A 23,802-nucleotide genomic window follows, 5' to 3' on the forward strand; every position below is an offset into this window, starting at 1 on the left:
CTGGCAGGAAGTGCGGTGCTGTATACCCCCGCAGCCCACGCGCTGCCCAGCTTTGCCCAAGTACGGCAGGATTTCGTCTCCTCCGAATCCCTGCTGCTGGATCGCAACGGCGAGATCGTGCACCGGCTGCGTACCAATCCCCAGGTGCGACGCGGCCAGTGGGTGGCGCTGGCCGATGTGTCACCCGCCTTGCGCACCGCCCTGCTGCTGAGCGAAGACAAGCGCTTCTACGAACACAGCGGCGTGGACTGGCAAGCGGCAGGCGCGGCCGCTTGGGGCAATCTGTGGAACACCCGCACGCGCGGCGCTTCCACCATCACCATGCAGCTGGTCGGCCTGATCGACGACGACCTGAAGCGCGGCCAGGGTGGCCGTACGCTGCTGCAGAAGTTCGGCCAGGCGGCCTCGGCGCGCATGCTGGATGGGCGCTGGCGCAAGGACGAGATCCTCGAGGCCTATCTCAACCTGGTGCCGTTTCGCGGCGAGATCGTCGGCATCGACGCGCTCAGCCGCACCCTGTTCGGCAAGGCCGCGCACGGCCTGGATGCGCGTGAAGCCGCCATTACCGCCGCGCTGGTGCGTGCTCCCAATGCCGGGCCGGATGCCGTCGGGCAACGGGCCTGCGGCGTGCTGGCATCCATGCAGAAAACCCCACGCAGCGCCGTGCTATGCGACAGCCTGGGCTTGTATGCAGCCGGCGTGATGCAGCGCAAGGCCTGGGCGCCGAGCGATGGCAACGCGCCGCATCTGGCACGCAGGTTGCTGAGCGGGCAGCCGGCCGGCACCCGGTTGCGCAGCACGCTGTCCGCCCCCTTGCAACGCCTTGCCACGCAGCAACTGCTGCGCCAGATGCACGAACTTGCGGGCCGCAATGTGCAGGACGGCGCCGTGCTGGTGCTGGACACCGCCAGTGGGGACGTACTGGCCTGGGTCGGCGCGTCGGTGCGCACCAGCCACAGCCCCGAAGTCGATGCCGTGCTGGCGCCGCGCCAGCCGGGCTCCACGCTCAAACCCCTGCTCTATGCCCAGGCGATTGCCGAACGCCGGCTGACCGCAGCCTCGCTGCTGCACGATTCGCCCGCCGCGATTCCGACGCAAAGCGGCCTCTACATTCCGCAGAACTACGACCGCCACTTCAAGGGCTGGGTATCGGTGCGCACCGCACTGGGCAACTCGCTGAATGTGCCGGCCGTGCGCACCATCGGCATGGTGGGTGTCAATCCGTTTGCACGCCAGCTGCGGCAACTGGGCATTGCCCTGGCCCGCACTGGTGACTACTACGGCTACAGCCTGGCGCTCGGCAGCCCGGAGATGAACCTGCTGCAACTGACCAATGCCTATCGCGCGCTGGCCAATGGCGGGCGCTGGGCCGAGGTGCGCATGCAGCTCCCCAACGCACCGGCTGCCAACGCAGGGGATGGTGGCAACGCGGCTTCCGCCACCACAGGGGCAGGCGGGTTCTCCACCTCACAGCCTGCAACAGGCAACCCCGCCTTCCGCCAGGCCATCGACGAGCGCGCCGCCTTCATCGTCGGCCAGATCCTGTCCGACAACAACGCACGCCTGGTCACCTTCGGCCCCAACAGCCTGCTGCACACGCGCTTCTGGACTGCCGTGAAAACCGGCACCAGCAAGGACATGCGCGACAACTGGGTGGTCGGCTGGAGCCAGCGCTACACCATTGGCGTCTGGGTAGGCAATGCGCGTGGCGATGCGATGTGGGACGTGAGCGGCACCAGCGGCGCAGCCCCGATCTGGGCGGCGCTGATGCAGCACCTGCACGCCAGCACGCCCAGCCGGGCTCCAATGCCGCCGCCGGGCGTCGTCAGCCGCCAGGTGCGCTTCGACGTTCCCCCCAGCGCCGGAGCCTCACTGCGCGAACCGCCACGCACCGAATGGTTCATCACCGGTACCGAACAGGCCGTGTTTGCCGTCGCCCCACAGGCCGGGCGCACCTCCGCCAGCGCCCTCGCCCGCATCGACAGCCCGAGCGACGGCACCATCCTCGCCCTCGACCCCGACATCCCGCCCGAGCGCCAGCGCCTGATGTTGCGCACCCGGGTCCCCAACGCGCAATGGTGGATCAGCGGCAAGCGCATCGGCCAGGGGAACGCAGTCGGCTGGCTGCCCTGGCCGGGACGCCATAGCGTGGAATTGCGCCAGGGAGACGGCAAGGTGCTGGATCGGGTGGGAATCGAAGTGCGGGGGGCTGGCGTTCGGACCGGCGCAAACGGTACAAGCGGTCGCCCGTGACGGACCCCTGCAGCGCTGCGCCGCTGCACCCATGCGCGATGAATGTCGAGTGCCAAGTGCCAAGTGCCAAGTGCCAAGTGCCCCAGGAACGTAAACGGGAACACCTCGCAACCAGCCCGCAAGCCCTCAAAATTTCCTCAATCGCCTCTCGCGGATTTCATCCAAAAGTACCGCCTTTTTTTCCGGGATCGCACTACCATGACACGCCTTGTGCCGCACCCGCCGTTGTGCGACCATTCCCGTTAAACAATAAGCATCCCCGCATTGCCGGAGCCTGCATAGAGGAGATATTCCATGTCCGTCATCACCTGTATTGAAGACCTGCGCGTGCTGGCCGAGAAGCGCGTGCCGCGCATGTTCTACGACTACGCCGACGCCGGCTCCTGGACCGAGTCCACCTACCGAGCCAACGAGGCCGACTTCCAGCCGATCAAATTCCGCCAGCGCGTGGCCGTGAACATGGACAACCGCAGCACCGCTACCACCATGCTGGGCGAGCGCGTGGCGATGCCGGTAGCCATCGCCCCCACCGGCCTGACCGGCATGCAGCATGCCGACGGCGAAATGCTGGCCGCGCGTGCAGCCAAACAATTCGGCATTCCCTTCACCCTGTCCACCATGAGCATCTGCTCCATCGAGGACGTGAGCGAAGCCACCGGCGGCCATCCGTTCTGGTTCCAGCTCTATGTGATGAAGGACAAGGACTTCATGCGCAACCTGATCGATCGCGCCAAGGCCGCCAACTGCTCGGCGCTGGTGGTCACGCTCGACCTGCAGGTGCTGGGACAGCGCCACAAGGACCTGAAGAACGGCCTCTCCACCCCGCCCAAGCCCACCATTGCCAACCTGATCAACCTGGCGACCAAGCCGCGCTGGTGCCTGGGCATGCTGGGCACCTCGCGCCGCACCTTCCGCAACATCGTCGGCCACGCGAAGAGCGTGAGCGACATGTCCTCGCTGGCCTCCTGGACTGCCGAGCAGTTCGATCCAGCGCTGAGCTGGAATGACATCGAGGAAATCAAGAAACTTTGGGGTGAAAAAATCATCCTGAAAGGGATCATGGACAAGGAAGATGCGCGTCTTGCAGTGGAAAGTGGTGCCGACGCCATTGTCGTCAGCAACCACGGCGGCCGCCAGCTCGATGGCGCACCCAGTTCCATCAACGCCCTGCCGGCCATCGTCGATGCCGTGGGCAAGGATATCGAGGTGCACATGGACGGCGGCATCCGCAGCGGCCAGGACGTGCTCAAGGCCTGGGCACTGGGTGCCCGCAGCGCCTGGATCGGCCGTGCCTTCCTGTACGGGCTGGGCGCCATGGGCGAAGCCGGCGTGACCAAGGCGCTCAAGATCATCCACAACGAGCTGGATGTGAGCATGGCCTTCTGCGGCCATACCGACATCAACCAGGTGGATCGCAGCATCCTGCTCCAGGGAACTTACCCGGTGGCCTGATGGGCCTGCTGCGTGTCACAAGCGCATACCATTTGCTTTCCCGCGCGCCCCGCGGGCGGCGCTGCGAATGGGGCACAATAAGGTGTTGCCTGACTGGGCGCGGTTTCGATGCTGCCGCAGCGGTCGGGCGTTTCATGTAATCCTTTTTCCGGATCCATGCACATGACCCTGACTTTCACGCGCGCTGCCAGCCTGCTGCTGGCCACCTCCGCCCTGTCGCTGGCGGCCTGCACCAACATCAACCTGCCGCCGAGCACCGATAGCAATGTGCCGGTGGTCGATGCCAGCATCCATCCCGACGGCGCAGGCACGCCCGCTCCGGGTGCCACGACCAGTGCCGTGGGCAGCTCGCAGGTAACCGGCCAGCCGCTGGCCGGTGCTCCGCTGAATGGCCTGCACCTGCAGGCCGGCACCTTTTCCTCCCAGGCCAATGCCGACCGCGCTGCCGACAACATCCGCACCAAGGTGCCCAGTATGGCCGGCAAGGTCTTCGTGGCACCGCGCGGCGTCAATTTCCGCGTGCTGATCGGCCCCTTCGCCAACGACCAGGAACGCGCCGCCGCTGCCGGCACCATCCGCACCGGCACGGGCAGCGAGGTGGTCAACGCCGCTCCCTGATTCCGGCCCGATCCGCCTGCACAGCCACGTGCCCGCATCCAGCGGCGCGTGGCTGTCTTGCTTTGTTGCCCCATGAGCCAGCCCGCCCCGCTGACCCGCCGCATCGCGCACCTCGACATGGATGCCTTCTTCGCATCGGTCGAACTGCTGCGCTATCCGCAACTCAAGGGCCTGCCGGTGGTGATTGGCGGCAGTCCGAGCCGCAACGACCTCGCACTGCGCGAACAGTACGGCGAGCGCCATGCGGACATTCCCGTCGATGCGTTCGACCGCCTCGGCAGCTATACCGGTCGCGGCGTGATCACCACCGCCACCTACCCGGCGCGTGCCTATGGCGTGGGCTCCGCCATGGGCATGATGAAGGCGGCGCGTCTGTGCCCGCAGGCCATCCTGCTGCCGGTGAACTTCGAGCGCTACCGCCATTATTCGCGCATGTTCAAATCGGTCATCACACGCATCGCGCCAGTGATGGAAAACCGTGGGGTGGACGAGGTGTACATCGATTTCACCGAGGTGCCTGGCGGACAGGAGGATGGCGGCCGGGTGCTGGCGCAGCGCATCCAGCAAGCGATTTTCGAGACCACGCAGCTGACCTGCTCGGTGGGCGTGGCACCCAACAAGCTGCTGGCCAAGATGGCGAGCGAATTCAACAAGCCGAACGGGGTCAGCATCGTCCAGCCGGACGACCTGGAGAGCCTGATCTGGCCGCTGTCCTGCCGCAAGATCAATGGCATCGGCCCCAAATCGGGTGCGAAGCTGGAGCGGCTGGACATCCGCACCATCGGCGAACTGGCCGCGCGCGACCGCTTCTGGCTGATGGAGCAGTTCGGCAAGTCCTACGGCAGCTGGCTGCACGATGCGGCCTGGGGCCGCGACGACCGGCCGGTGGAAACGCACAGCGAACCGGTCAGCATGAGCCGCGAAACCACATTCGAGCGCGATCTGCATGCGGTGCACGACAAGGCCGAGTTGGGGCAGATTTTCACCGCGCTGTGCCAGCAGGTAGCGGCCGACCTGCAGCGCAAGGGCTATATGGGGCGCACCATCGGCATCAAGCTGCGCTATCCGGATTTTCGCATCGCCACGCGCGACCACAGCATCCGGCATTACACGGCCGACGCCCGCGAGATCCGCCATGCCGCCGGCCAGTGCCTCAAGCGTGTGGACCTGACGCGCCCGTTCCGCCTGCTGGGTGTGCGGGTGGGCAATCTGCTGCCCAATGACGAGGCCCTGCATCACAACGAGACGCAGGGACAGTCACGCGAAGACACGACTTTGCCGCTGTTCTGAGCCGCTCCCCCTCTCCATTTCCGTTTCGCATCAGGGGTGGGGCTGATTCGGGTGTCGGGGGGCGCTTCGGTTGGCGTTGGGTGCGGGTTGGGCTCATGCTCGCTGCGCTCACGAAATCGCCTAACCCGCACCCAACGCCAACCGAAGCAGGTGCCGTCCGCCCCGAATGACAGAGAGAGTGTATGGGGTGCACCACTGCCGCAGCTTTGGCTTGCGCGGGGAATGGGCCCGGGTCCGGATCAGGCGATTTCGTGAGCGCAGCGAGCCGGAGCCGGAGCCGGTGCCGGACCCGGGCCCATTCCCCGCGCAAGCCGAAGCGGCCTCAAAGCCCAGATCAACGAACGAGTCCCTCACACTTGCCACAGTAGCACCGTCACAACAGGAATTTCCCTACTTGCATCTGTAATGATATTGATTCGCATTCTTTTATGTATAATGGCACCCACGCGGCAAGAAGCCGTCACGACCAACCAGGAGTTTTTCCGCATCATGTCCCAGCGTTTTCTGAATCGCAAAACCCTCGCCCTCGGCTCTATCGGCGCCGCTGCCCTCGCGGCTGCCCTGGCTGCACCGTCCGTGCTGGCCCAGCAGAAAGTCCTCAACATCTACTCCGCCCGCCACTACCAGACCGACCAGGCCCTGTACGACGCTTTTGCCAAGGCCAACAACGTCAAGATCAACCGCGTGGACACCGATGATGCCGGCGTGCTGCAGCGCCTGAAGGCCGAGGGCAGCGCTTCCCCCGCCGACGTGATCCTGCTGGTGGACGCTTCCCGCCTGGCCAAGGCCGATGCCGACGGCCTGTTTGCCCCGATCAAGTCGCCCGTGCTGGAGAAAGCCATCCCGGCCCAATACCGTGACAACACGCATGCCAACGGCAGCACCTGGTTCGGCTTTTCCACCCGTGCCCGCGTGATCGTGTACAACAAGGCGAATGTCAAGGCGGCCGATGTGGACAGCTACGAAAAGCTGGCAGCTGCCAACAACAAGGGCAAGGTCTGCACGCGCAGTGGCTCGCACCCCTACAACCTGAGCCTGTTCAGCACCATGGTCGAGCACATCGGCGCCGACAAGACGCAAGCCGTGCTGCAGGGCATGGTGGGCAACATGGCGCGGGCACCCAAGGGCGGTGACACCGACCAGATCAAGGCCGTGGCAAGCGGCGAATGCGGCGTGGCACTGACCAACTCCTACTACCTGGCGCGCCTGATGCGCTCCAGCAACCCGGCCGATCGCGCCGTGGTCGAGAAAGTAGGCGTAGTGTTCCCCAACCAGTCGAGCTGGGGTACGCACATGAACATCGCTGGCGGTGCAGTTGCCAAGCATTCCAGAAACAAGGATCTGGCCCAGAAATTCCTGGAATACCTGGCCAGCCCGCAGGCCCAGCGCTACTTTGCCGATGGCAACAACGAATGGCCGGTGGCCAATGGCGTGGTCATCGACAACTCCGCGCTCAAGGCCATGACGGGCGGCAAGGCGTTCAAGTCCGAGACCATCCCGGTTGCCGTGGTGGGCAAGAATCAGGTGAAGGTGCAGCAGATGCTGGACCGCGTCGGCTACAAGTAAGCCGGCAGTTGCCCGGCGCCACACAGGCACGGGCACCGACGAAGTGTTCCCTTGGCGCCGCTTGCGGCGCCTTTTTTATATTCGATCGGGGCGCAAAGCACGAAGCGTGTAGCACGGGCTTGGCAGTTGGCTCGCCTCTTGGCGGCACAGCCACACCCTGCACAGTCTTGCCTTACAGCGCGCCGAACTGGCCTGCCTCAAGGTCCAGGCGGGCCTGCGCCAGTTCTTCCGCCGTGTTCAGGATCAGCCCGTCTTCCCCCGCCACTTCCTCGTTCAGCGGCTCGGCGCTCACCAGGATCAGACGCGTGTCTTCCCAGGCCGTGAGCAGCACTTCGTCCCCCACGCGGTCGATCACCACCAGCTGACGGTCGGTGACGGGATGGGGCCAGTAGCTGGCCTCGAGCCGGCCATCCAGCACCAGCACCACGGCATACCAGCCGGTGGGAAGCGGTACGGTGGCGCTGTGGCCCTGGCGCAGATCCATGGTCCACAATTGCACGGGGCCTACGGTTTCTGCCGGGCCCAGCTGACCTTCGTATTCGCCGGCAATCACGCGCAGCGTTCCGGCGCCTTCAGGCAACGTCACTTGCGGAATGGCCGCGCTGGCCAGGTGCTGGCTGTGCGGGGGTGTCATCTTGAATTGCGCGGGCAGGTTGACCAGCACATGGGTCAGCTCCACCGGCTCTGCGCCCTGCACCGTTTCGCTGCGCAGCAGGCCGCTGCCCGCCGTCAGCCACTGGGCATCGCCTTGCTGCAGCTGCACGCGGTTGCCGGCAGAATCCCGGGCCTCCACGCTGCCACGCGTCACCAGCGTGACGATTTCGCAACCGCGCAGTGCCTGCGCATCGGTGCTGCCTCCGGCCAGTTGCTGTCCGGCGGGCGGCACATGGTCCACCTGCGCGACCGGATTGATCTGCCGGCCCAGCCCCTGGCTGCCGAAGAAAACATGGCCCTCATAGGCATTGCCAAACTGGCGCGCAGCGGGGGCCATGGTGACCCCGATGACTTTCTTTTTCATGAACTTCCTGTGTGTTTACTACATGTTTTCGTGCATGGCGTGCGAACGGTCGCTCGACAGGCTCTTGAGGATGGAGGGCGTGATGTCGCCAAAGGCCAGCACCTTGCCGCCGCGCCGGCCGGCAAATTCCTGCGCCGCCTCGCGTGTGGGAAAGGCCGGCAGATCGCCCATGCGCATGGGGCCGAGTGCATCGGAGCCATGCACGTACCAGGCCTTGTCGTGCGCCAGCCACTGGCCGGTGCGGCCGTAGGTGACCCAGGCCGAGATGATGTCTTCCCGCGTGTAGCCGGGACTGAAACCGGGCACGTTCTTCAGGAACTGCAGCAGATCGACCGGCGAATCGAAGAAGTGCACGCCGCCGTCCTTGTAGATGACCTGCGCCGCCCAGGCCGGCGTGCGCTCCGGGTACATGCCGCATACGGGGCAGCGCGCATCCTTGGGAATGGCGCGCGGCGCTTCCATGGGCAGGCCGCTGGCGGGGTCATAGGGATAGGGAGGCGCCACCACGCAGACGTGCAGCATGTCCTCCTCCTCGTCGCCGCCGAGCAGGGACATCCAGTAGTTGCGCGACAGGCCAGCAGCTGCGCCGGCACCTGCCACCAGCGCCGCCCCGCCCCACCACAGCAGGCGGCGGCGCGACAGGCGCCGGTAGCTGGAAGAATCAGGAGGAAGGATGGCTGACATGGCACTCTCCGCTGCTGGTCGGTACGGGCTCCGGGCTTACATCCGGTCGTCGGTGTTCACGCCGCCGCGCAGGTCGACCATCTCGGGCTTGATGTCGGCCATGCGCACCAGGGTGCCGCCGTATTCGGCGATGAATTTCTGCGCGTCCTCTTCCTTCGAGAAGCTGGCAAAGGTCGGCCCCATGGAGCCCTTGCGCTTGCTGCCATGCACGTAGATGGCGGTGCGCGCGTCGATCCAGGCGCCCTTGGGGTTGTCCCAGTCGGTCTGACCCATGTCCTGCACGAAAGCGGCGTCCACCTTGCGCACCACCTCGGGGATGATGAGTGTGTTGAGCAGCTCCATGGTGTCGCAGAAGAAGGCAGGCTCCTTGGCATCGGCATAGTGGATCTGGCCCTTGGGGCCGGGGTAGTCCACCAGCAGCATGCCGTCCAGCTCGCAGGAGGTGCCCTGGGTGATCGGGGCCGGCTGGATGGCGCCGGATTTGCCCTCGCCCTCTTTCGAGCCGCACGCAGCCAGCGGGGCAATGCTGGCGAGCGCCATCAGGCCCAGGAACAGGCGGCGTTCGGAGAAGCGCTCGTCATGGTCGGTGCGCGGTTCGCGGCAGCAGCGGCACAGATAGGTTGTCTTGCTCATGGCTTGAATCTCCAGTTGGCCAGTGCCAGCGGCACGGCAATCCACACCAGCATGGCGCCGGTCAATACCCAGATGTTGGCCAGCACCGGCGGCACCACGTTCACCAGCCCGTAGGCGCTGCGGATGTCTTCGGTGCTGAATACGTTCATGATGCGGAAAATATCCGTGGGATTCATTAACAGCAGATAAGGAAATGCATCTCCGCCGTAATGTCCGCTGGTGGCCACCAGAACGCCGAGCAGCACCAGGTCGAACACCAGCACTAACAGGAACCACAGGATCACGGCGCCGCCCGAGGCGCGGGTGCGGTCGCGCGCGATCACGGACATCAGCACCGCCATGCTCAGGAACGCCAGCCCCATCAGCAGCGAACTCATGACGAAGCCGCCGTAATGGTAGACGGCCCGCGTGCCGAACTGCATGGTGAGCACCACACCCACCAGCGCCAGCCCCACCAGCATCGCCAGGGTCAGCGCGAGCGCCAGACCCAGGTACTTGCCGATCAGCAGTTCACCGCGCGTGATGGGCAGCGCCAGCAGCAGATCGAGTGAACCCCGTTCGCGCTCGCCCACGATGGCGTCGAAGCCGAGCAGCAGCGCAATCAGCGGTACCAGGTAAATCACCAGACTCACCAGGCTGGTGATGGTGAATTCGATGGAACGGATGCCCACGGTGCCCTGCTGGGCGCCACCGGCATAGGCTATGACCAGTGAAAATATGGCAAACACCAGCGCCACGGCCAGCACCCAGCGGTTGCGCAGGCGATCGCGGAATTCCTTGGAGGCGATGGTGGCAATCTGTCGCAGTTCCATCATGCCTCCTTGCCGGCTGTGGCCGTCGGTTGGACCGGAGTCGTCGACTTGCCGAAGAACATGTCTTCGAGCGAAGGCTCGCTCACCTGGATGTCCTGCACGGCGCCATTCCACGCCATCACATGCTGCAGCAGCGGCAGCTTGCTGGCACGTGGCACGCTGAACTGCAGGCCGTTGGCCTGACGCTCCACCGGCAGACCGGCCAACTGCGGCGGCAGGCCTGCGATCAGCGCATCACGCTGGGCTGTGGCCATTTGCGGCGAAAGCTGCAGCTGCACGATGATGGGCAGGTCATGCATGTCTCGCAGCGCTTCGACGCTGCCGAGTGCCTGTACCTTGCCGTTGGTCAGCACGGCGACGCGGTCCACCCGGTTCTGCAATTCGGCCAGGATGTGCGAGGTCAGCACAATGGTCAGGCCCTGGTCGCGCAATTCGGCCAGCGTGTCCCAGAAGAAATGGATGGCATGGGGATCCAGGCCGGTGGTTGGTTCATCCAGGAACAGCACCTGCGGCCTGCCCAGCAGCGCCTGTGCAAAGCCCAGGCGCTGGCGCATGCCCTTGGAATAGGCGCGCACCGGCCGCTTGCCGGCATGGCCCAGGCCCACGCGCTCGAGCAGCGGCTGGCATTCCGCCTTGTCGATGCGTTTGAGGCGGGCAAAGAAGTGCAGGGTTTCCAGCCCGGTCAGGTTGTCCCACAGCGCCACGTTCTCGGGCAGGTAGCCGATGTGACGGCGCACGGCGCGGGCGCCGCTGCCCGACACCGGCGCACCGGAAATCCGGATATCGCCGCTGCTCACGGCCAGCAGGCCCAGCATCATCTTGAACAGTGTGCTTTTGCCGGCGCCGTTGTGCCCGATCAGGCCGAACACTTCTCCGCGCACGATGTCCATGGACACGTCATCCACCGCCGTGAAGGCGCCGAAACGCCGCGTCACGTTGCGCAGGGTAATGACGGGCTCCCCGCCCGCAGGCGATGCCACGTTAACTTCTTGGGGCATGGGTAATTTTCCTTGTCAACATATAGCGCCATTTTTCCCAATCGGGAGTAACCGGCTCCATACGGGGGTTCTTTTCCACCACACTGGGTACGCGCAGCACCGGGAACTGCTGGCCCACCATGCGCAGCACCTGCACTGCGGGGCTGGCCAGCAACAGGCGCACCATGGGGTAGCGCCAGCTCAGGCGGTCCACCACGTCGTTGGCCTCGTAGGAGATGTCGCCACGGCCGTCGGTATCGCGGTCCCAGCCCCGGTAGTTGCTCCAGTAATTGCCGCGCTTGCCGCCCCACTGCGTGTCGCGCGTGCCGATGTACTTGATCTGCTCCTGGTTGCCGATGAAGTCGTTCCCGTCCACCTCGTTGCGGGCCGAACCCGACAGGTGCACGCCGATCTTGTTGTCGGCCACCACGTTGCCGGTGAGTTGAGTGTATTCCACGTCATAGACGAAGAAGCCGCGGCCGTTGCGCATCACCACGTTGTTTTCGACCACCGCATCCTGCAGGGTGCGCAACATGATGCCGTGGTCCAGGTTGTCCCAGGCGCGGTTGTTGCGCACCACCTGGTCGCGCACTTCCATCAGCGCCAGGCCGCTGCGGTTGGCCCAGGTATCGTTGTCTTCCCACACGTTGTAGTAGGAGTTCATGTAGTGCGTGCCGTAACGGCTGTGGTGCATGTTGTTCTGCTTGAACTCCGCATGGTGCGACACGTCGATGTAGAGCGCATCGCGCACGAAACTCACCTGGTTGCCGATGATCTTCGCGCCCTTGGTGTTGTAGAGCTGGACGCCGTTGCCGCGCTGAGCGCTGTCGAAATCGCGCTTGCCGGTGATGTTGTTGTTCAGCACCTGCACATCGTCGGCCTTCTCGATCCACAAGCCGAACAGGTTGTAGTTGAGCCAGCAGTTCTGCACCTTGGCGCGGTGCGCGCCGGGCTGGATGTAGATGCCGGCGTTCTGCTTGAGCAGGCTGCCGCCGGAGTCGGAGACGATCATGCCTTCGATCACGACATCGGGCGCCGTCACGCGGATGGTGTCGTCCTTGTCGCCGCCGCTCACGCGCGGACGGTTGATGCCGCGCAGCGTGATGGTCTTTTCGATGCGCAGGTTCTCTTCATAGCGGCCGCGCTGCACTTCGACCACATCGCCGGGCTGAGCCCTGTCGATGGCGGCCTGGATGCTCTCCCCAGGTTTCACGCCGATCACGGCCGCCTGCGCTGCCGGCAGCGCCAGCAGACAGGCCAGCAGCACGCCGAGGCGTTGGCGGGGGACACGGTGGGTACTGCTCCGTGTCATGGCTCAGCCTATCGTCATCAGGCCGGTGGCCTTCAGCGCCCAGAACAGCGCCGCACCGATCAGCAGGTTCTTGAAGCCGACATAGGCCAGCATGTCCATGATGTTGGCACGGCGATATACCGTGCCCCACCAGGGGCCATCCTTCACGTAACGCTTGCCTTGCAGACGGATCAGCACTTCGAACACACTCCATCCAAACCACCAGCCGATCACCATGATGGGCGAAGCACTGCCCTGCGCGGCCAATACCCACACCAGCGATGCGGCCAGTGCCAGGGCAATGCCGACGGCGGTGAGGATGCGGCTGCCTTTCCAGCTGTCGCGGTTGAAGGGCCACAAATGGTCCACGATCTCGATCCACAGGCGCTTGATGCCACGGGCTTCGGCCACGGGCGGCACTGCCACTTCGGTGGGCAGGCGCGGATCTGGCTTCTTCGCCAGCAGCGCAGCGGCGTGCTGCAACTGGCGGTCGTCCTGGATCGGCACGATCGGGATGAAGTAGCCGTTCTTGCCAATGGCGGTGAGCGGCTGGCCTTCGCGTTCACGCAGCTTGCGCTCCTTGGCCAGCGGCGGGCAGCCAGTCGTATCCGTATAGAGGATCATGCAATCCAGGCAGTGCAGGCACTCGCGGTGGTCGATGCGGCCGTCGGCGTCGATCGCCTGCGCGCCACAGCCCTTGGCACAGGCCTTGCAGCTGTTGCAGTCGGCCTTGCGCTTGAGGCCGAACCAGCGGAAGGTGCTCGGCATGGCCAGCGAGGCGCCCAGCGGACACACGTACTTGCAATACGGACGCTCGATGAAAATCGACAGACCGAAAATCACCGTCACGAATGTCACGTACGGCCAGCTGCGGTTGGTAATGCCCACCAGGAAGGTGGTCTTGAAGGGTTCCACTTCCGAGAGTTTCTCGGCCAGCCCCATGGAGAACAGCGACACCACCACCAGACCGAAGAACACCGCGTACTTGATCCACTTCAGGCGGTCATGCCAGACCTGCGGCAGCTGGAACTGGAAGCGCTTGAGGCCCACGGCGCCGGCCACCTTGTGGATGATCTCCTGGATGGAACCGAACGGGCAGGTCCAGCCGCAGAACAGGCCGCGGCCAAACACGAAGATGGTGATGAAGATGAAGACCCAGAACAGGAAGATGAACGGGTCGCTCAGGAACAGCGTCCACTCCCACTTGAACAGCAGCGAGTGCAGCCAGGTCAGCACCTGCGTGATGGACGGTTGCGCCATCATGATGAAGCCGACCCAGACGATGAAGATCATCCAGAATGAATACTTGAAGGCATTCACCGGCCACTTGTTCTTGTGCGTGGAGCGGCGCGTAAGCGGATCACGCAGCGCGTACACCACGGTCACGGCCACCAGCAGCAGCGCGAACAGGCTGATTTCAACAGCGCGCGATTTCCATACCTTGAGCCAGCTCGGATCCTTTTTCTCGATCTTGGGATGGCCGCCCTGCAGGTATTGCGCCGGCATCCAGTACGGCGTTTCGAAGTTGGCGAAAGTGCGGGTTCCGGTTTCGCGGTCCACCTTGTTGCCCAGGAAGGTCAGCTGCCACGGGTAGGCATCCGAAAAGGCCTTGGAGCGCACCATGAAGATGGCCGCCTCGGTGAAGGTCGGCGCGCCCTTGGCCGCCACGCTGTACAGATTCAGCGCATCGGTATCGCGGAAGGTGAAGGTGTCACCATCCTGGCGCACCTGCACGCGGTCATAGATGCCGCCGCGCACGAAGCCCGAACCCTTGAAGGATTCCTTGCCGGCGGTGCGGATCACAAAAATCGCCGTCTCTTCCGGCTTGAGCTGGCTCATCAGGTTCTGCCAGTTGCTCTTGCCGAGCACGGCCTGGCCCACGATGGGCGAATTGAGCGAGCCGAACCACAGCTCGATGAAAGGCTCGCCTGTCTTGTCCAGCCCCACCTGCTGCGGCTGCACCACGATGCGGCGCACGGCTTCCTGCTTGACCAGCGTGTTCCAGTCCGGCAGCTCGGCCCCCTCGGCCAGCGGCACGTACTTGGGCTGCGGCCGGATGGTCTGCGCCATGATGCCGACCTGCTTGGCAATCGCCGCGCCCGAGGTCATCAGCACCTGGTTCTGTGCAATCACGGTCACGGTGGCGCCGGAAATGGCATCCACGCCGATCACCTCGTCATCGGCATGCGAGGAGCCTACCTCGATCTTGTCCTTGACCGACTTGCCGACATACTGGTTGTTGAAATTGATCAGCGCCGACTCGGGAATGCCGAGCAGCAGGATGGGCTCGGAGTGCTTGAGCACCTTCACACCCACGAACTTGCCCTCGTTGTCCATGCCGATCAGCGTCACCACCGGCTTGCCGGAATAGGCCGGCGTATCGGTGATGTCGGTGGAGAGCATCACGTAGCCCAGCCTGGTCTTGCCGTCTGCGCCGTAGGCTTCCACGTAAGGAGGCTGCCCCTTGCGCTCCGAGAACGACGCCGCTCCCGGAAACACATCCTTGCACGGCAGCAGCGCGCACATGTCCTTGGCGGTGGCCAGATCGGCCGGCAGTTCGGCCTCATAGGCCTGCGAGCCGCCAGCGCCCGTGCCGCTGTTTGTCGACGCCAGTGCGGGCGATGCCGCCGCAACTGCCAGCCCGACCGCAACGGCCAGCCTGCGCGCAATGCTTAACCAGTTCATGACTACTCCACGCTTGCAAACAAGACCGGGGGCGGGCCCTTGTCAACCCGGCCCCGGTCTGCCTTGGCTCCCTGTCGGGAAATCAGGCTTCGACGATCATCCGTCCACGCATCTCCAGGTGCAGCGCGTGGCAGAAGTTGGTGCAGTAGAACCAGAACACGCCAGGCTTGTCGATCTTGAACGTCACCGACTTGGTCTCCAGCGGGTTCACCAGGAACTGCACGTTGTACTCGGGCAGGGCGAAGCCATGGGTCAGGTCTTCCACCTTGTCGAGGTTGGTCAGGATCAGCGTTACTTCGTCGCCCACCTTCACGTTGAACTCGATCGGGTAGTAGGTCGGTGCGATGGAGGCCATGCGCACAGTGACTTTCTTGCCTTCACGGGTGACACCGGTTTCCTTGGGCTCGCGCACGCCCTGCGGGAAGTCGTCCAGGCTGTACACCTGCTTGGTGTGGAGCCAGTCGCGCTTGAAGATCACGAAGTCGTGCGGCTCGGGGCGTACGGCGTTGTCGTGGGCCAGGATCATCTTGTCGCCGGTGATGTCGACCAGCTGGTCGTTTTCCGGGTGCATGGGGCCCACCGGCAGGAAGCGGTCCTTGGAGAACTTGTTGCCCACTGCCATCCAGATGCCGTCGGCCTCGATGGTCTCGGCCTGCGTGGCGTTGATGTGGCCCGGCTGGTACATCACGTCCAGACGGTCCACTACCGGGTTCAGCGCCTTGTCGCCGGCATGCTTCTTGATGGCGGTCTCGATGTTCCACTTCACCACCTGGCTGTCCAGGAACAGCGTGGTGTAGGCGTTGCCGCGACCATCAAATGTAGTGTGCAGCGGGCCCAGGCCGATTTCGGGTTCGGCCACGATGGCCTTGTCGATTTCGTCAAGCTTGCCGTCGAACCAGTCCAGCACCTTCTGCAGCTCGATCACGGTGGCCGTGGGCGAGAGCTTGCCGGAGCAGACGAAGTACTTGCCGTCGGGCGTGGCGTTCACGCCGTGCGGGTTCTTCGGCACGGACACGCGCACGGACAATGCCGTCTTCGGATCCTTGTTGGCTTCCACCGTGCAATCGACCACCGGCACCTTGGAGTCGCCGATGGTGGTGAACTTGCCATCCTTCACGGCCTGCTCGATGCGGGCGATGTTGAAGAACAGGCAGGCATCGCGCTCGGCCGACATCATCTCGGCAAAGTGCACGCCATTCTCGGTGTTGTACTGGTTGCTGGCCGCCAGCTTCCCATCGAACGAGGTGGCCACCAGGTCGCAGTTGCCGTCGATGCGTGCCTGCCAGCGCACTTCCATGCTCTCGGCGTCCACGCAGGTGAACAGGCAGTGGTACTTGGTCGGATCATTCACGTCCTTGCCCTTGTTGGGCATGGGCACGTGGAATTCCTGGCCGCAGAACACGCGCGTGGTGTGGTTGATGGCGGGATCGACCGGATCGCGCTTGTCCGGGAAGATGCCGTGGAAGCCCTGGATGTTCGGGATGGTGGTGATCTTGTCGCAGATCATGTAATCCAGGCGGAAACGCGCCAGACGGGCGTTGATCTTGTCGTTGATCCAGCAGTACTTGCCGTCGTAGATGCCATCCTTGTACGAGGCATGGATGTGGTGGGTATCCGCCACGGTGTACTGCAGAGAGCCATCCGGCTTGGTGCCCATGATGGCCTTGGACTCGTTGGTCAGGCCCCAGCCGATCAGCGGATCGGGCACGAAGCAGGGAATGCGCAGCAATTCGCGCCCGGACGGAATGCCCAGCACGCGCATGTCGCCCGTATGGCCGCTGCTCCACAGGCCGTAGTGGGTATCCAGCTGGCCGGGCTTTACCTCGACCGAACCGGCACCGCCGACCTTGTGCTCGCCGCCACCGCTGGCTGCCGCACCGGCACCGGAGGCTGCACCGCCTGCGGGACCCTTCTTGTCGTTACAGCCGGCCAAGCCGACCGCGCCCACTGCGCTGACGCCCACGGCCGCTGCAGAGTGCAAAAACCGACGACGGCCCAGACCGCTGACGGCACCCAATATCTTGCTCGTTTCCTCGCTCATGACACGCTCCTTGACATAGTTCAGTGCCTGTAACCAAGCTCCCCAGCCCGGCCGGCACTTAAACCATTTACATACTAAGCGCGATCGGGCATGTGCAACCAGATGCAAAATCCGTTCAGTTGATACAAGTCAAGCTATTGCCGCCCCATCCCGCCAACAGGGGACAGCTCAGACACAAGTCGAGACCATCTCATTAGAATGTGCCCTGTGTTTTGACGGTGGAAGATATGATTCCCTTACAGGGTTAAACCCGCCGCAACCCGGCGCTGCAGGAGCCGCATGCGCCCGGTCACTGATGGATGGAGAGCAAGCATGATGGGTAGTCCAGTCTTCTCCCGGCGCGCCGCACTGGCTGCGCTGGGCGCCGTCGCGCCGCTGGTGGTGCTGCCGGTTTCGGCCGGCGTCACCGCCCCCTACCGCGCACGCCGCACACTGATGGGCACGGCAGTCGACATCACCGTGGCCGATGAATCGCAAGCCGGTGTCGCGCAGAAGGTGGATGCAGCCTTCGAGGCCATGCAGCGTCTGGAAGGCCTGATGAGCCGCTTCGACGGCTCCAGCGCCCTGAGCCGGCTGAACCAGTCCGCTGGTGGCCCGGGCATCGCCATTCCGCGCGAGATGCTGGAGGTGCTGCAGCAGGGCCAGGCGCTGTCGCGCAAGACCGGTGGCGCCTTCGAGCCCCTGCTCGGCCAACTCACCGCCCAGGCCGATCGCGACGCCGGCCCGCTGGACAATGCGCAGATCCGGCGCCTGCTGCCTCACGCGCGCAGCAGCGCCCTGCACCTCGACAAACGCGCCTCCCGTGCCCGCCTGAGCGATCCGCTGGCCCGTATCGACCTGGGCGGCGTGGCCAAGCTGCCCATTCTGCAGGCCGGGCTGGATGCCCTCACACAATCCGGCCTGCGCGGCTGCATGGTCAATGGCGGCGGCGACGTGCTCGCCTCGCGCCGTGCCGATGGCCAGCCCTGGCGCATCGGCGTGCGTGACGGCCTGCAGCCGGATCGCCTGCTGGCAGTCGTGCCGCTGCGCGAAGGCATCGTGGCCTCGTCGGGAGACTATGAACGCTACGTCACAATCGGTGGCACCCGCTACCACCACATCATCGATCCGAAAACGGGCCGTCCGACGGCCGGCATCCACGGCGTGACGCTGGTGGCCGAAACCGTGGATCAGGTCAACGGTCTGGGCACAGCCGCCATGGTGGCCGGCCCGGCAAGGGCTTCGCGCAGCCTGCAAGGCTGGGGAGTACCGGAGTTCATCGTGATGCATGCCGACCGCACGGTGGAAATCGGCGATGCACTCACAGGCAAGCTGCAGCCGCCACCGGGACAACAGGCGATCCGCCGCGCCTGATTCGGAGACACAAATCACACTGGCGGGCTTGAAGCGAAAGCTGCACGCTCGTTTTCATCCGCTTGCGCCAAGGTGTCCGGAAAATTCCCCTGCCCGACTGCCAAGGGGGCGGACTCAGCCAGCCTTACCCATTGCTGCGTCGCAGCGAGCGGCTAAGCAGAATCACCGGCACCAGCCCGGCCAGCACCAGCGCCAGGCTGGGCAGGGCCGCTTCGGTGAGCCGCTCATCACGCGCCAGCTGGAAAGCCGACACCGCCAGCGTATCCATGTTGAAGGGGCGCAGCACCATGGTGGCCGGCAGCTCCTTCATCACATCCACGAAGACCAGCAGCAGACCCGCCAGCACCGGCCCGCGCAGCAAGGGCAAATGCACTTGTCCCAGCAGACGCCAGCCGCCCACGCCCAGCAGGCGCGCCGACTCGTCCTGGCTGGACGGAATGCGGGCATAGCCGCCCTGCACGCTCTGCAGCGCCACGGCAGTAAAGCGCACCAGATAGGCCCACAGCACCCCCAGCACCGTCGTCGTCACCAGCCCGCCGATCGTCCATTCGGGCTGCCAGGCCTGCAAGGCCGCCACCGGCAGCAGCAGGCCCACCACAATCACCGCTCCCGGCACCGCATAGCCCAGTGAGGCCAGCTGCAGCAAGCCGCCCGTCATGCGGCCGGGAAACAGCCGCGCGCTGCCCGCCAGCGCCAGTGCCAGCAGCGTTGCCAGCACGGCCGCAGACAGACCCAGCCGGATACTGTTCCAGGCCCAGGGCAGGAATTGCGCCCACATCACCTCCTGATCCAGCTCCAGTCCCTGCAGCAGGGGCCGCAGCATCATCAGCACCGGCAGCACAAAGCCCAGCAGCACCGGCAGCGCGCACAGCGCGTGTGCCAGCGCTTCCTGCATGCCCTTGAGCACCGGCACCCTGCCCTGCGTGCCGCCCTGGCGCTGGCCACGGCTGCTGGCAAAGCGCATGCGCCGGCGCGCGCGCCGCTCCAGCCACAGCAGCAAGGCCACCGTCGCCAGCAGCACCAGCGCCAGCTGCGTCGCCGCCACATGGTCGTCCATCACAACCCAGGCCTTGATAATGCCCGCGGTAAAGGTCTGGATGCCGAAATAGCTGGACACGCCAAAGTCCGCCAGCACCTCCATCAGCGCCAGCGCCACTCCCGCTGCCACCGAAGGCCGCACCAGCGGCAGCGCCACGCGCAGAATGCGCGTGCGCAAGCCCGTACCCAGCATCGCCGCCGCCTCCATCAGATGCGTAGCCCGCTCCAGCAGCGCCGTGCGCGCCAGCAGATAGACGTAGGGATAGAGCGTGACGATGAACAGGAAGGCCGCCCCCCACACCGTGCGCACCTCGGGCAGCATGCGCCCTTCGGCATCCAGCAGCGTGCGCAGCCAGGTTTGCGCCGGCCCGCTGAACTGCAGGAAATCGGTATAGGCGTAGGCGCTCACATAGGCCGGCATGGCCAGCGGCAGCAGCAGCAGCCACTCCCACTGCCGCCGTCCACGGAAATCGAACAGGGTCACCAGGCTGGCACTGCCCAGCCCCAACAGCAATGTGCCGATGGCCACCAGCACGCACAGCAACAGCGAAGTCCAGGCGTAATCCGGCAGCACCGTCAGCGCCATCTCGCGCACGATATCGGCGCTTTCGGCATTCCACTGCAATGCCGCCGCCACTACAGCCAGCACCGGCAGCACCAGCAGCACACCCACCGGCAGCAGCCAGACGCGCGCCAGCCAGGCTCCCGACAAAGCACGCCAGCGCCCCGGCGCTGCAAACGAAGCGCCCTGCTGCGCGGGTGGATCACCCCCGGCAGAGGCCGGCATGGAAAAAGCTGATGGATCACGCATGATAATTAATGAGAATTATATTCATTTAATCTATAATTCTGCGATCCGCTTTCCAGATTTCGCCATCGCCCATGCAACTGACTATAGACTCCCTCAGCGTGCACTACCCCGGCCAGCCTGCCCCTGCGGTGCAGGACGTCAGCCTGTCGCTGCCGGCCGGTCAGATCGGCGTGCTGCTCGGCCCTTCGGGCTGCGGCAAGACCACGCTGCTGCGCGCCGTGGCCGGGCTGGAAGCGGTGTCTGCCGGCAGCATCACGCTGGCGGGCGAAGTCATCAGCAAGCCGGGCTACGCCGTCGCCCCGGAACAGCGCCGCATGGGTATGGTATTCCAGGATTACGCCCTGTTCCCGCATCTGGATGTCGGCCGCAACGTGGCATTCGGGCTGCAGGCCCTGCCCAGGACAGAACGCCAGCGCCGCGTGACTGAAGTGCTGGAACTGGTCGGACTGGGCGGGCTGGAACTGCGCTACCCTCACGAACTGTCTGGCGGCCAGCAGCAGCGCGTAGCCCTGGCCCGCGCGCTGGCCCCGCGTCCGCAACTGCTGCTGCTGGACGAACCCTTCTCCAACCTCGACGCCGGCCTGCGCGACCGCCTCGCGCAGGAGCTGCGCGACATCCTGCGCTGCCACGGCACCACCGCCCTGCTGGTCACGCACGACCAGCACGAGGCCTTTGCCATGGGCGACCGCATCGGCGTGCTCTACCAGGGCCGCCTGCAACAATGGGCCGATGCGGCCACGCTCTACCGCGAGCCAGCCACGGCCTTTGTCGCCCAGTTCATCGGCCAGGGCATGCTGGTGCCCGCCCTGCAGGATCCCGCACGTTCCGGCTGGATGCAGACCCCGCTCGGCGCCATCAGCGGCCCGCTGGCCGCCGGCGACTCCTGCCTGCTGCTGCGCGCCCACGAGATCGTGCACGACGCCGCATCGCCGCTGCAGGCCGAGCTGCTGCACAAGGCCTTCCGCGGCAGCCACTGGCTCTACACCCTGCGCCTGCCCACCGGCGAAACCGTGCTGGCCGAAATGCCCACCGACATGAGCCATGCGGTGGGCGATCGTGTCGCGCTGCGGGCGCAGCCGGGGCAGCTGGTCACGTTCAGCGAACCGGTACAGAAGGCAGCCTGATCTCCATGCGCGGCCTGGTGCCGTTCACGCAGACACATCCGGCGAAGCATTCCGCTGCCGAGCGCTACTGCGACCTTACGCTTTGCCGTGTGCCCAGCGCTTGTGCAGACGGCGCGCCAGACTGTCGAGCAGCCAGCCCAGCAGCCCGATGAACAGCACCACCGCCATCAGCTCCGAATACGCCAGCCGATCCCGCGTATCCAGGATGAAATAGCCCAGCCCCTTGCTCACCCCCAGCATCTCGCACGGCACCAGCACGATCCAGACGATGCCGATGGCCAGACGCAAGCCCGTCAGCACATGGCCCAGCACGGCGGGAACAATCACGCGCGCCAGCATCTCGCCTCGCGTCGCGCTGAGCGAAGCCCCCAGCTGCAACCAGTTCGGATCGATGGCGCGCACCCCTGCGCTGGTATTGAGCAGGATCGGCCAGACTGCCGCAAAAGTCAGCAAAAAATAGATAGGCGCATCGCCCACGCCGAACAGCATCACCACGATCGGCATCCACGACAGCGGCGAAATCATGCGCAGCAGCTGGAAGGCGCCGCCAGTGGCCTGTTCCACCGCCCGGGAACGCCCGATCAGCAGGCCCAGCGGCACGCCGATCATCAGCGCCAGCACCAGCCCCACCAGGACGCGCTGCAGGCTGGCAAACACATGCGCCCACAGCTGCCCGCTGCCCAGCAGCCAGCCCAGGCTCTTGAAAGTCGGCCAAGGGGCCAGCAGGCTGGCGATCGGCATGGTCTGCTGGAGCAGCCAGGCACCGAGCTGCCACAGCAGCAACAGCACCAACAGGCCCAGCGCGGCGCGCAAGGCAGAAGAGAAACCTCCGGAATGACGGGCTGCAGCGCCACCGGGGAAGCCCGAAGCCCTGGGGCCGCCGGCATCTCCGGCAATGGCGCCAGCTGCGGGAGTCTGTGCGTCTGCAGAAGCAGCCACAACGGCCGGTGTGGAAAGAGGCAGGGTCGTACTTGTCATGAACTGAACTTCCGTTGTCACGCCAGCAGGGTTTCCTGCCGTGCAAAGCTGGCTGGCAGCGCAAAGCGGGCCTGACTGCCGGTTGCCTCGATGGCACTGCGCACAAAGCGCTCGTCGACCAGCTCGCCGGCCACCCGTGCAGGGTCAAGGTCGCGCAGGAACAGGTTTTCACCCGCAATATGGGTCTGCTTGAGCAGTTCCACCAGTTTTTCGGTATAGCTGGCAAAGGGGTAAGGCTGAAAATCGATACGCGACTGTTTCCACTCGGGATGGCGGATCGCGCCTGTCTCCACATAACGCTGCCAGTCCGCCTGCGGCGGCGCCAGCACCTTGCCCAGCACCGCCGGCTGGTGCGGCGTGTACTTGCCCGCCCCCGCATTCGACAGCAGCGTAGCCGCCTCCGCGCGATGGTCCAGCGTCCACAGCTGCGCCTTCACCAGCGCCTGCGTCACCTTCTGCACCCAGTCCGGACGGCGCTCCACATCATGCGCATGGGCCACCGTCACGCAGCATGCATGGTCGCGCCATACATCGCCGGTAAAGCGCAGCACCTTGCCCACCCCCTTGTTCTCGGCCACCGCATTGAAAGGCTCGGCCACGATAAAGCCGGCAATATTCTTCGCCGCCAGCGCCGCCACCATGTCGGACGGCGCCATCACGATCAGGCGCACCTGGCGCGGCCCCGGCGTATCGTTCTCGGTCACCTCCAGCCCGTTGCTGCGCAGCAGATACTGCAGCACCACGTTGTGCACCGAATACCAGAACGGAATCGCCACGGTCTTGCCACCCAGGTCTGCCACGCTGCCGATGCCCGGCTGCACCGTCAGCGCCGAGCCGGCCATATGGTTCCACATCAGCACCTTCAGCGGTGACTGGCTGCCATAGCGCGCCCACACCGTCATCGGCGACAGCACGTGCACCAGATTCACCTGCCCGCTGATGAAGGCCTCCACCAGCTGCGCCCAGCTGCGGAACAGCACCGGCTGGTCCACCACCACGCCTTCGGCCTCGAACAGCTTGCGACTGTGCGCCACCAGCAGGGGCGTGGCATCGGTAATCGGCAGATAGCCGATGCGCAGCGGAGCGTCCGGCTGCATCGCATGGCGTTGGCCACAGGCCTGCAGCAGTGGCAGGCTGCCGGCACTTGTAAACAGCGCAGCCAGTTTCATCCATTCGCG

Annotated in this window: 18 protein-coding genes; 7 read left to right on the plus strand and 11 right to left on the minus strand. The window is 65.1% G+C overall.

Annotated features, from left to right (window positions below; all coding sequences use genetic code 11):
* Positions 1-15 precede the first annotated feature (15 nt).
* The 5 genes from pbpC to KKQ75_RS06360 all read left to right on the plus strand — a co-directional run bounded on the left by pbpC (position 16) and on the right by KKQ75_RS06360 (position 7,179).
* Positions 16-2,253, plus strand: coding sequence for a penicillin-binding protein 1C (pbpC, locus tag KKQ75_RS06340; protein ID WP_250131020.1), 2,238 nt, complete (start codon positions 16-18; stop codon positions 2,251-2,253).
* A 294-nt stretch (positions 2,254-2,547) separates the two neighbouring features.
* Positions 2,548-3,705, plus strand: a complete 1,158-nt coding sequence (locus KKQ75_RS06345; RefSeq protein ID WP_213361073.1) for an alpha-hydroxy acid oxidase — start codon at positions 2,548-2,550, stop codon at positions 3,703-3,705.
* Between the two features lie 162 nt (positions 3,706-3,867).
* The gene (locus KKQ75_RS06350) at positions 3,868-4,323 is read left to right on the plus strand and encodes an SPOR domain-containing protein (protein ID WP_213361074.1); all 456 of its coding nucleotides are present in this window, start codon (positions 3,868-3,870) and stop codon (positions 4,321-4,323) included.
* Between the two features lie 72 nt (positions 4,324-4,395).
* Positions 4,396-5,613 carry a DNA polymerase IV gene (gene dinB, locus KKQ75_RS06355; RefSeq protein WP_213361075.1) on the plus strand — a complete coding sequence of 406 codons (1,218 nt, stop codon included), beginning with the start codon at positions 4,396-4,398 and terminating at the stop codon, positions 5,611-5,613.
* Between the two features lie 489 nt (positions 5,614-6,102).
* Positions 6,103-7,179 (plus strand): extracellular solute-binding protein, encoded by a 1,077-nt coding sequence (locus KKQ75_RS06360; RefSeq protein WP_213361076.1) that lies wholly within the window; start codon positions 6,103-6,105, stop codon positions 7,177-7,179.
* 172 nt (positions 7,180-7,351) lie between these two features.
* On the opposite strand, the gene KKQ75_RS06365 is transcribed toward KKQ75_RS06360, so the two are convergent.
* The 8 genes from KKQ75_RS06365 to nosZ all read right to left on the minus strand — a co-directional run bounded on the left by KKQ75_RS06365 (position 7,352) and on the right by nosZ (position 17,320).
* The gene (locus KKQ75_RS06365; RefSeq protein WP_213361077.1) at positions 7,352-8,197 is read right to left on the minus strand and encodes a pirin family protein; all 846 of its coding nucleotides are present in this window, start codon (positions 8,195-8,197) and stop codon (positions 7,352-7,354) included.
* Between the two features lie 18 nt (positions 8,198-8,215).
* Positions 8,216-8,881 (minus strand): nitrous oxide reductase accessory protein NosL, encoded by a 666-nt coding sequence (locus tag KKQ75_RS06370; protein ID WP_250131021.1) that lies wholly within the window; start codon positions 8,879-8,881, stop codon positions 8,216-8,218.
* Between the two features lie 36 nt (positions 8,882-8,917).
* Positions 8,918-9,514, minus strand: a complete 597-nt coding sequence (locus KKQ75_RS06375; protein WP_213361078.1) for a nitrous oxide reductase accessory protein NosL — start codon at positions 9,512-9,514, stop codon at positions 8,918-8,920.
* On the minus strand, positions 9,511-10,326 hold the full coding sequence (locus KKQ75_RS06380; protein ID WP_213362700.1) for an ABC transporter permease: 816 nt from the start codon (positions 10,324-10,326) through the stop codon (positions 9,511-9,513). The genes KKQ75_RS06375 and KKQ75_RS06380 overlap by 4 nt, the downstream gene beginning before the upstream one ends.
* Positions 10,326-11,324 carry an ABC transporter ATP-binding protein gene (locus tag KKQ75_RS06385; RefSeq protein WP_213361079.1) on the minus strand — a complete coding sequence of 333 codons (999 nt, stop codon included), beginning with the start codon at positions 11,322-11,324 and terminating at the stop codon, positions 10,326-10,328. The genes KKQ75_RS06380 and KKQ75_RS06385 overlap by 1 nt, the downstream gene beginning before the upstream one ends.
* Positions 11,308-12,615, minus strand: a complete 1,308-nt coding sequence (locus KKQ75_RS06390) for a nitrous oxide reductase family maturation protein NosD (protein WP_213361080.1) — start codon at positions 12,613-12,615, stop codon at positions 11,308-11,310. The genes KKQ75_RS06385 and KKQ75_RS06390 overlap by 17 nt, the downstream gene beginning before the upstream one ends.
* Before the next feature lie 3 nt (positions 12,616-12,618).
* Entirely contained in the window at positions 12,619-15,279 is a 2,661-nt protein-coding gene (locus KKQ75_RS06395; protein ID WP_213361081.1) for a NosR/NirI family protein, read from the minus strand.
* 82 nt (positions 15,280-15,361) lie between these two features.
* Entirely contained in the window at positions 15,362-17,320 is a 1,959-nt protein-coding gene (gene nosZ / locus KKQ75_RS06400; RefSeq protein WP_213361082.1) for a TAT-dependent nitrous-oxide reductase, read from the minus strand.
* A gap of 312 nt (positions 17,321-17,632) precedes the next feature.
* Here nosZ and KKQ75_RS06405 point away from each other — a divergent pair, with 312 nt between their 5' ends.
* The gene (locus KKQ75_RS06405) at positions 17,633-18,673 is read left to right on the plus strand and encodes an FAD:protein FMN transferase (RefSeq protein ID WP_213361083.1); all 1,041 of its coding nucleotides are present in this window, start codon (positions 17,633-17,635) and stop codon (positions 18,671-18,673) included.
* Positions 18,674-18,797: 124 nt separating this feature from the next.
* Here the strand turns inward: KKQ75_RS06405 and KKQ75_RS06410 are convergent, their stop codons facing one another.
* Positions 18,798-20,498, minus strand: a complete 1,701-nt coding sequence (locus KKQ75_RS06410) for an ABC transporter permease (RefSeq protein WP_213361084.1) — start codon at positions 20,496-20,498, stop codon at positions 18,798-18,800.
* A 95-nt stretch (positions 20,499-20,593) separates the two neighbouring features.
* On the opposite strand from KKQ75_RS06410, the gene KKQ75_RS06415 reads away from it, so the two are divergent.
* Positions 20,594-21,646 carry an ABC transporter ATP-binding protein gene (locus KKQ75_RS06415; RefSeq protein WP_213361086.1) on the plus strand — a complete coding sequence of 351 codons (1,053 nt, stop codon included), beginning with the start codon at positions 20,594-20,596 and terminating at the stop codon, positions 21,644-21,646.
* 75 nt (positions 21,647-21,721) lie between these two features.
* On the opposite strand, the gene KKQ75_RS06420 is transcribed toward KKQ75_RS06415, so the two are convergent.
* Together KKQ75_RS06420 and KKQ75_RS06425 are read right to left on the minus strand one after the other, a co-directional pair.
* The gene (locus KKQ75_RS06420) at positions 21,722-22,624 is read right to left on the minus strand and encodes an ABC transporter permease (RefSeq protein WP_213361088.1); all 903 of its coding nucleotides are present in this window, start codon (positions 22,622-22,624) and stop codon (positions 21,722-21,724) included.
* Positions 22,625-22,641: 17 nt separating this feature from the next.
* A complete protein-coding gene (locus KKQ75_RS06425) occupies positions 22,642-23,793 on the minus strand; it encodes an ABC transporter substrate-binding protein (RefSeq protein WP_213362701.1) in 1,152 nt (383 codons plus the stop codon).
* Positions 23,794-23,802 lie beyond the last annotated feature (9 nt).

Source organism: Brachymonas denitrificans, assembly GCF_907163135.1.
Classification (GTDB): Bacteria; Pseudomonadota; Gammaproteobacteria; order Burkholderiales; family Burkholderiaceae_C; genus Brachymonas; species Brachymonas denitrificans_A.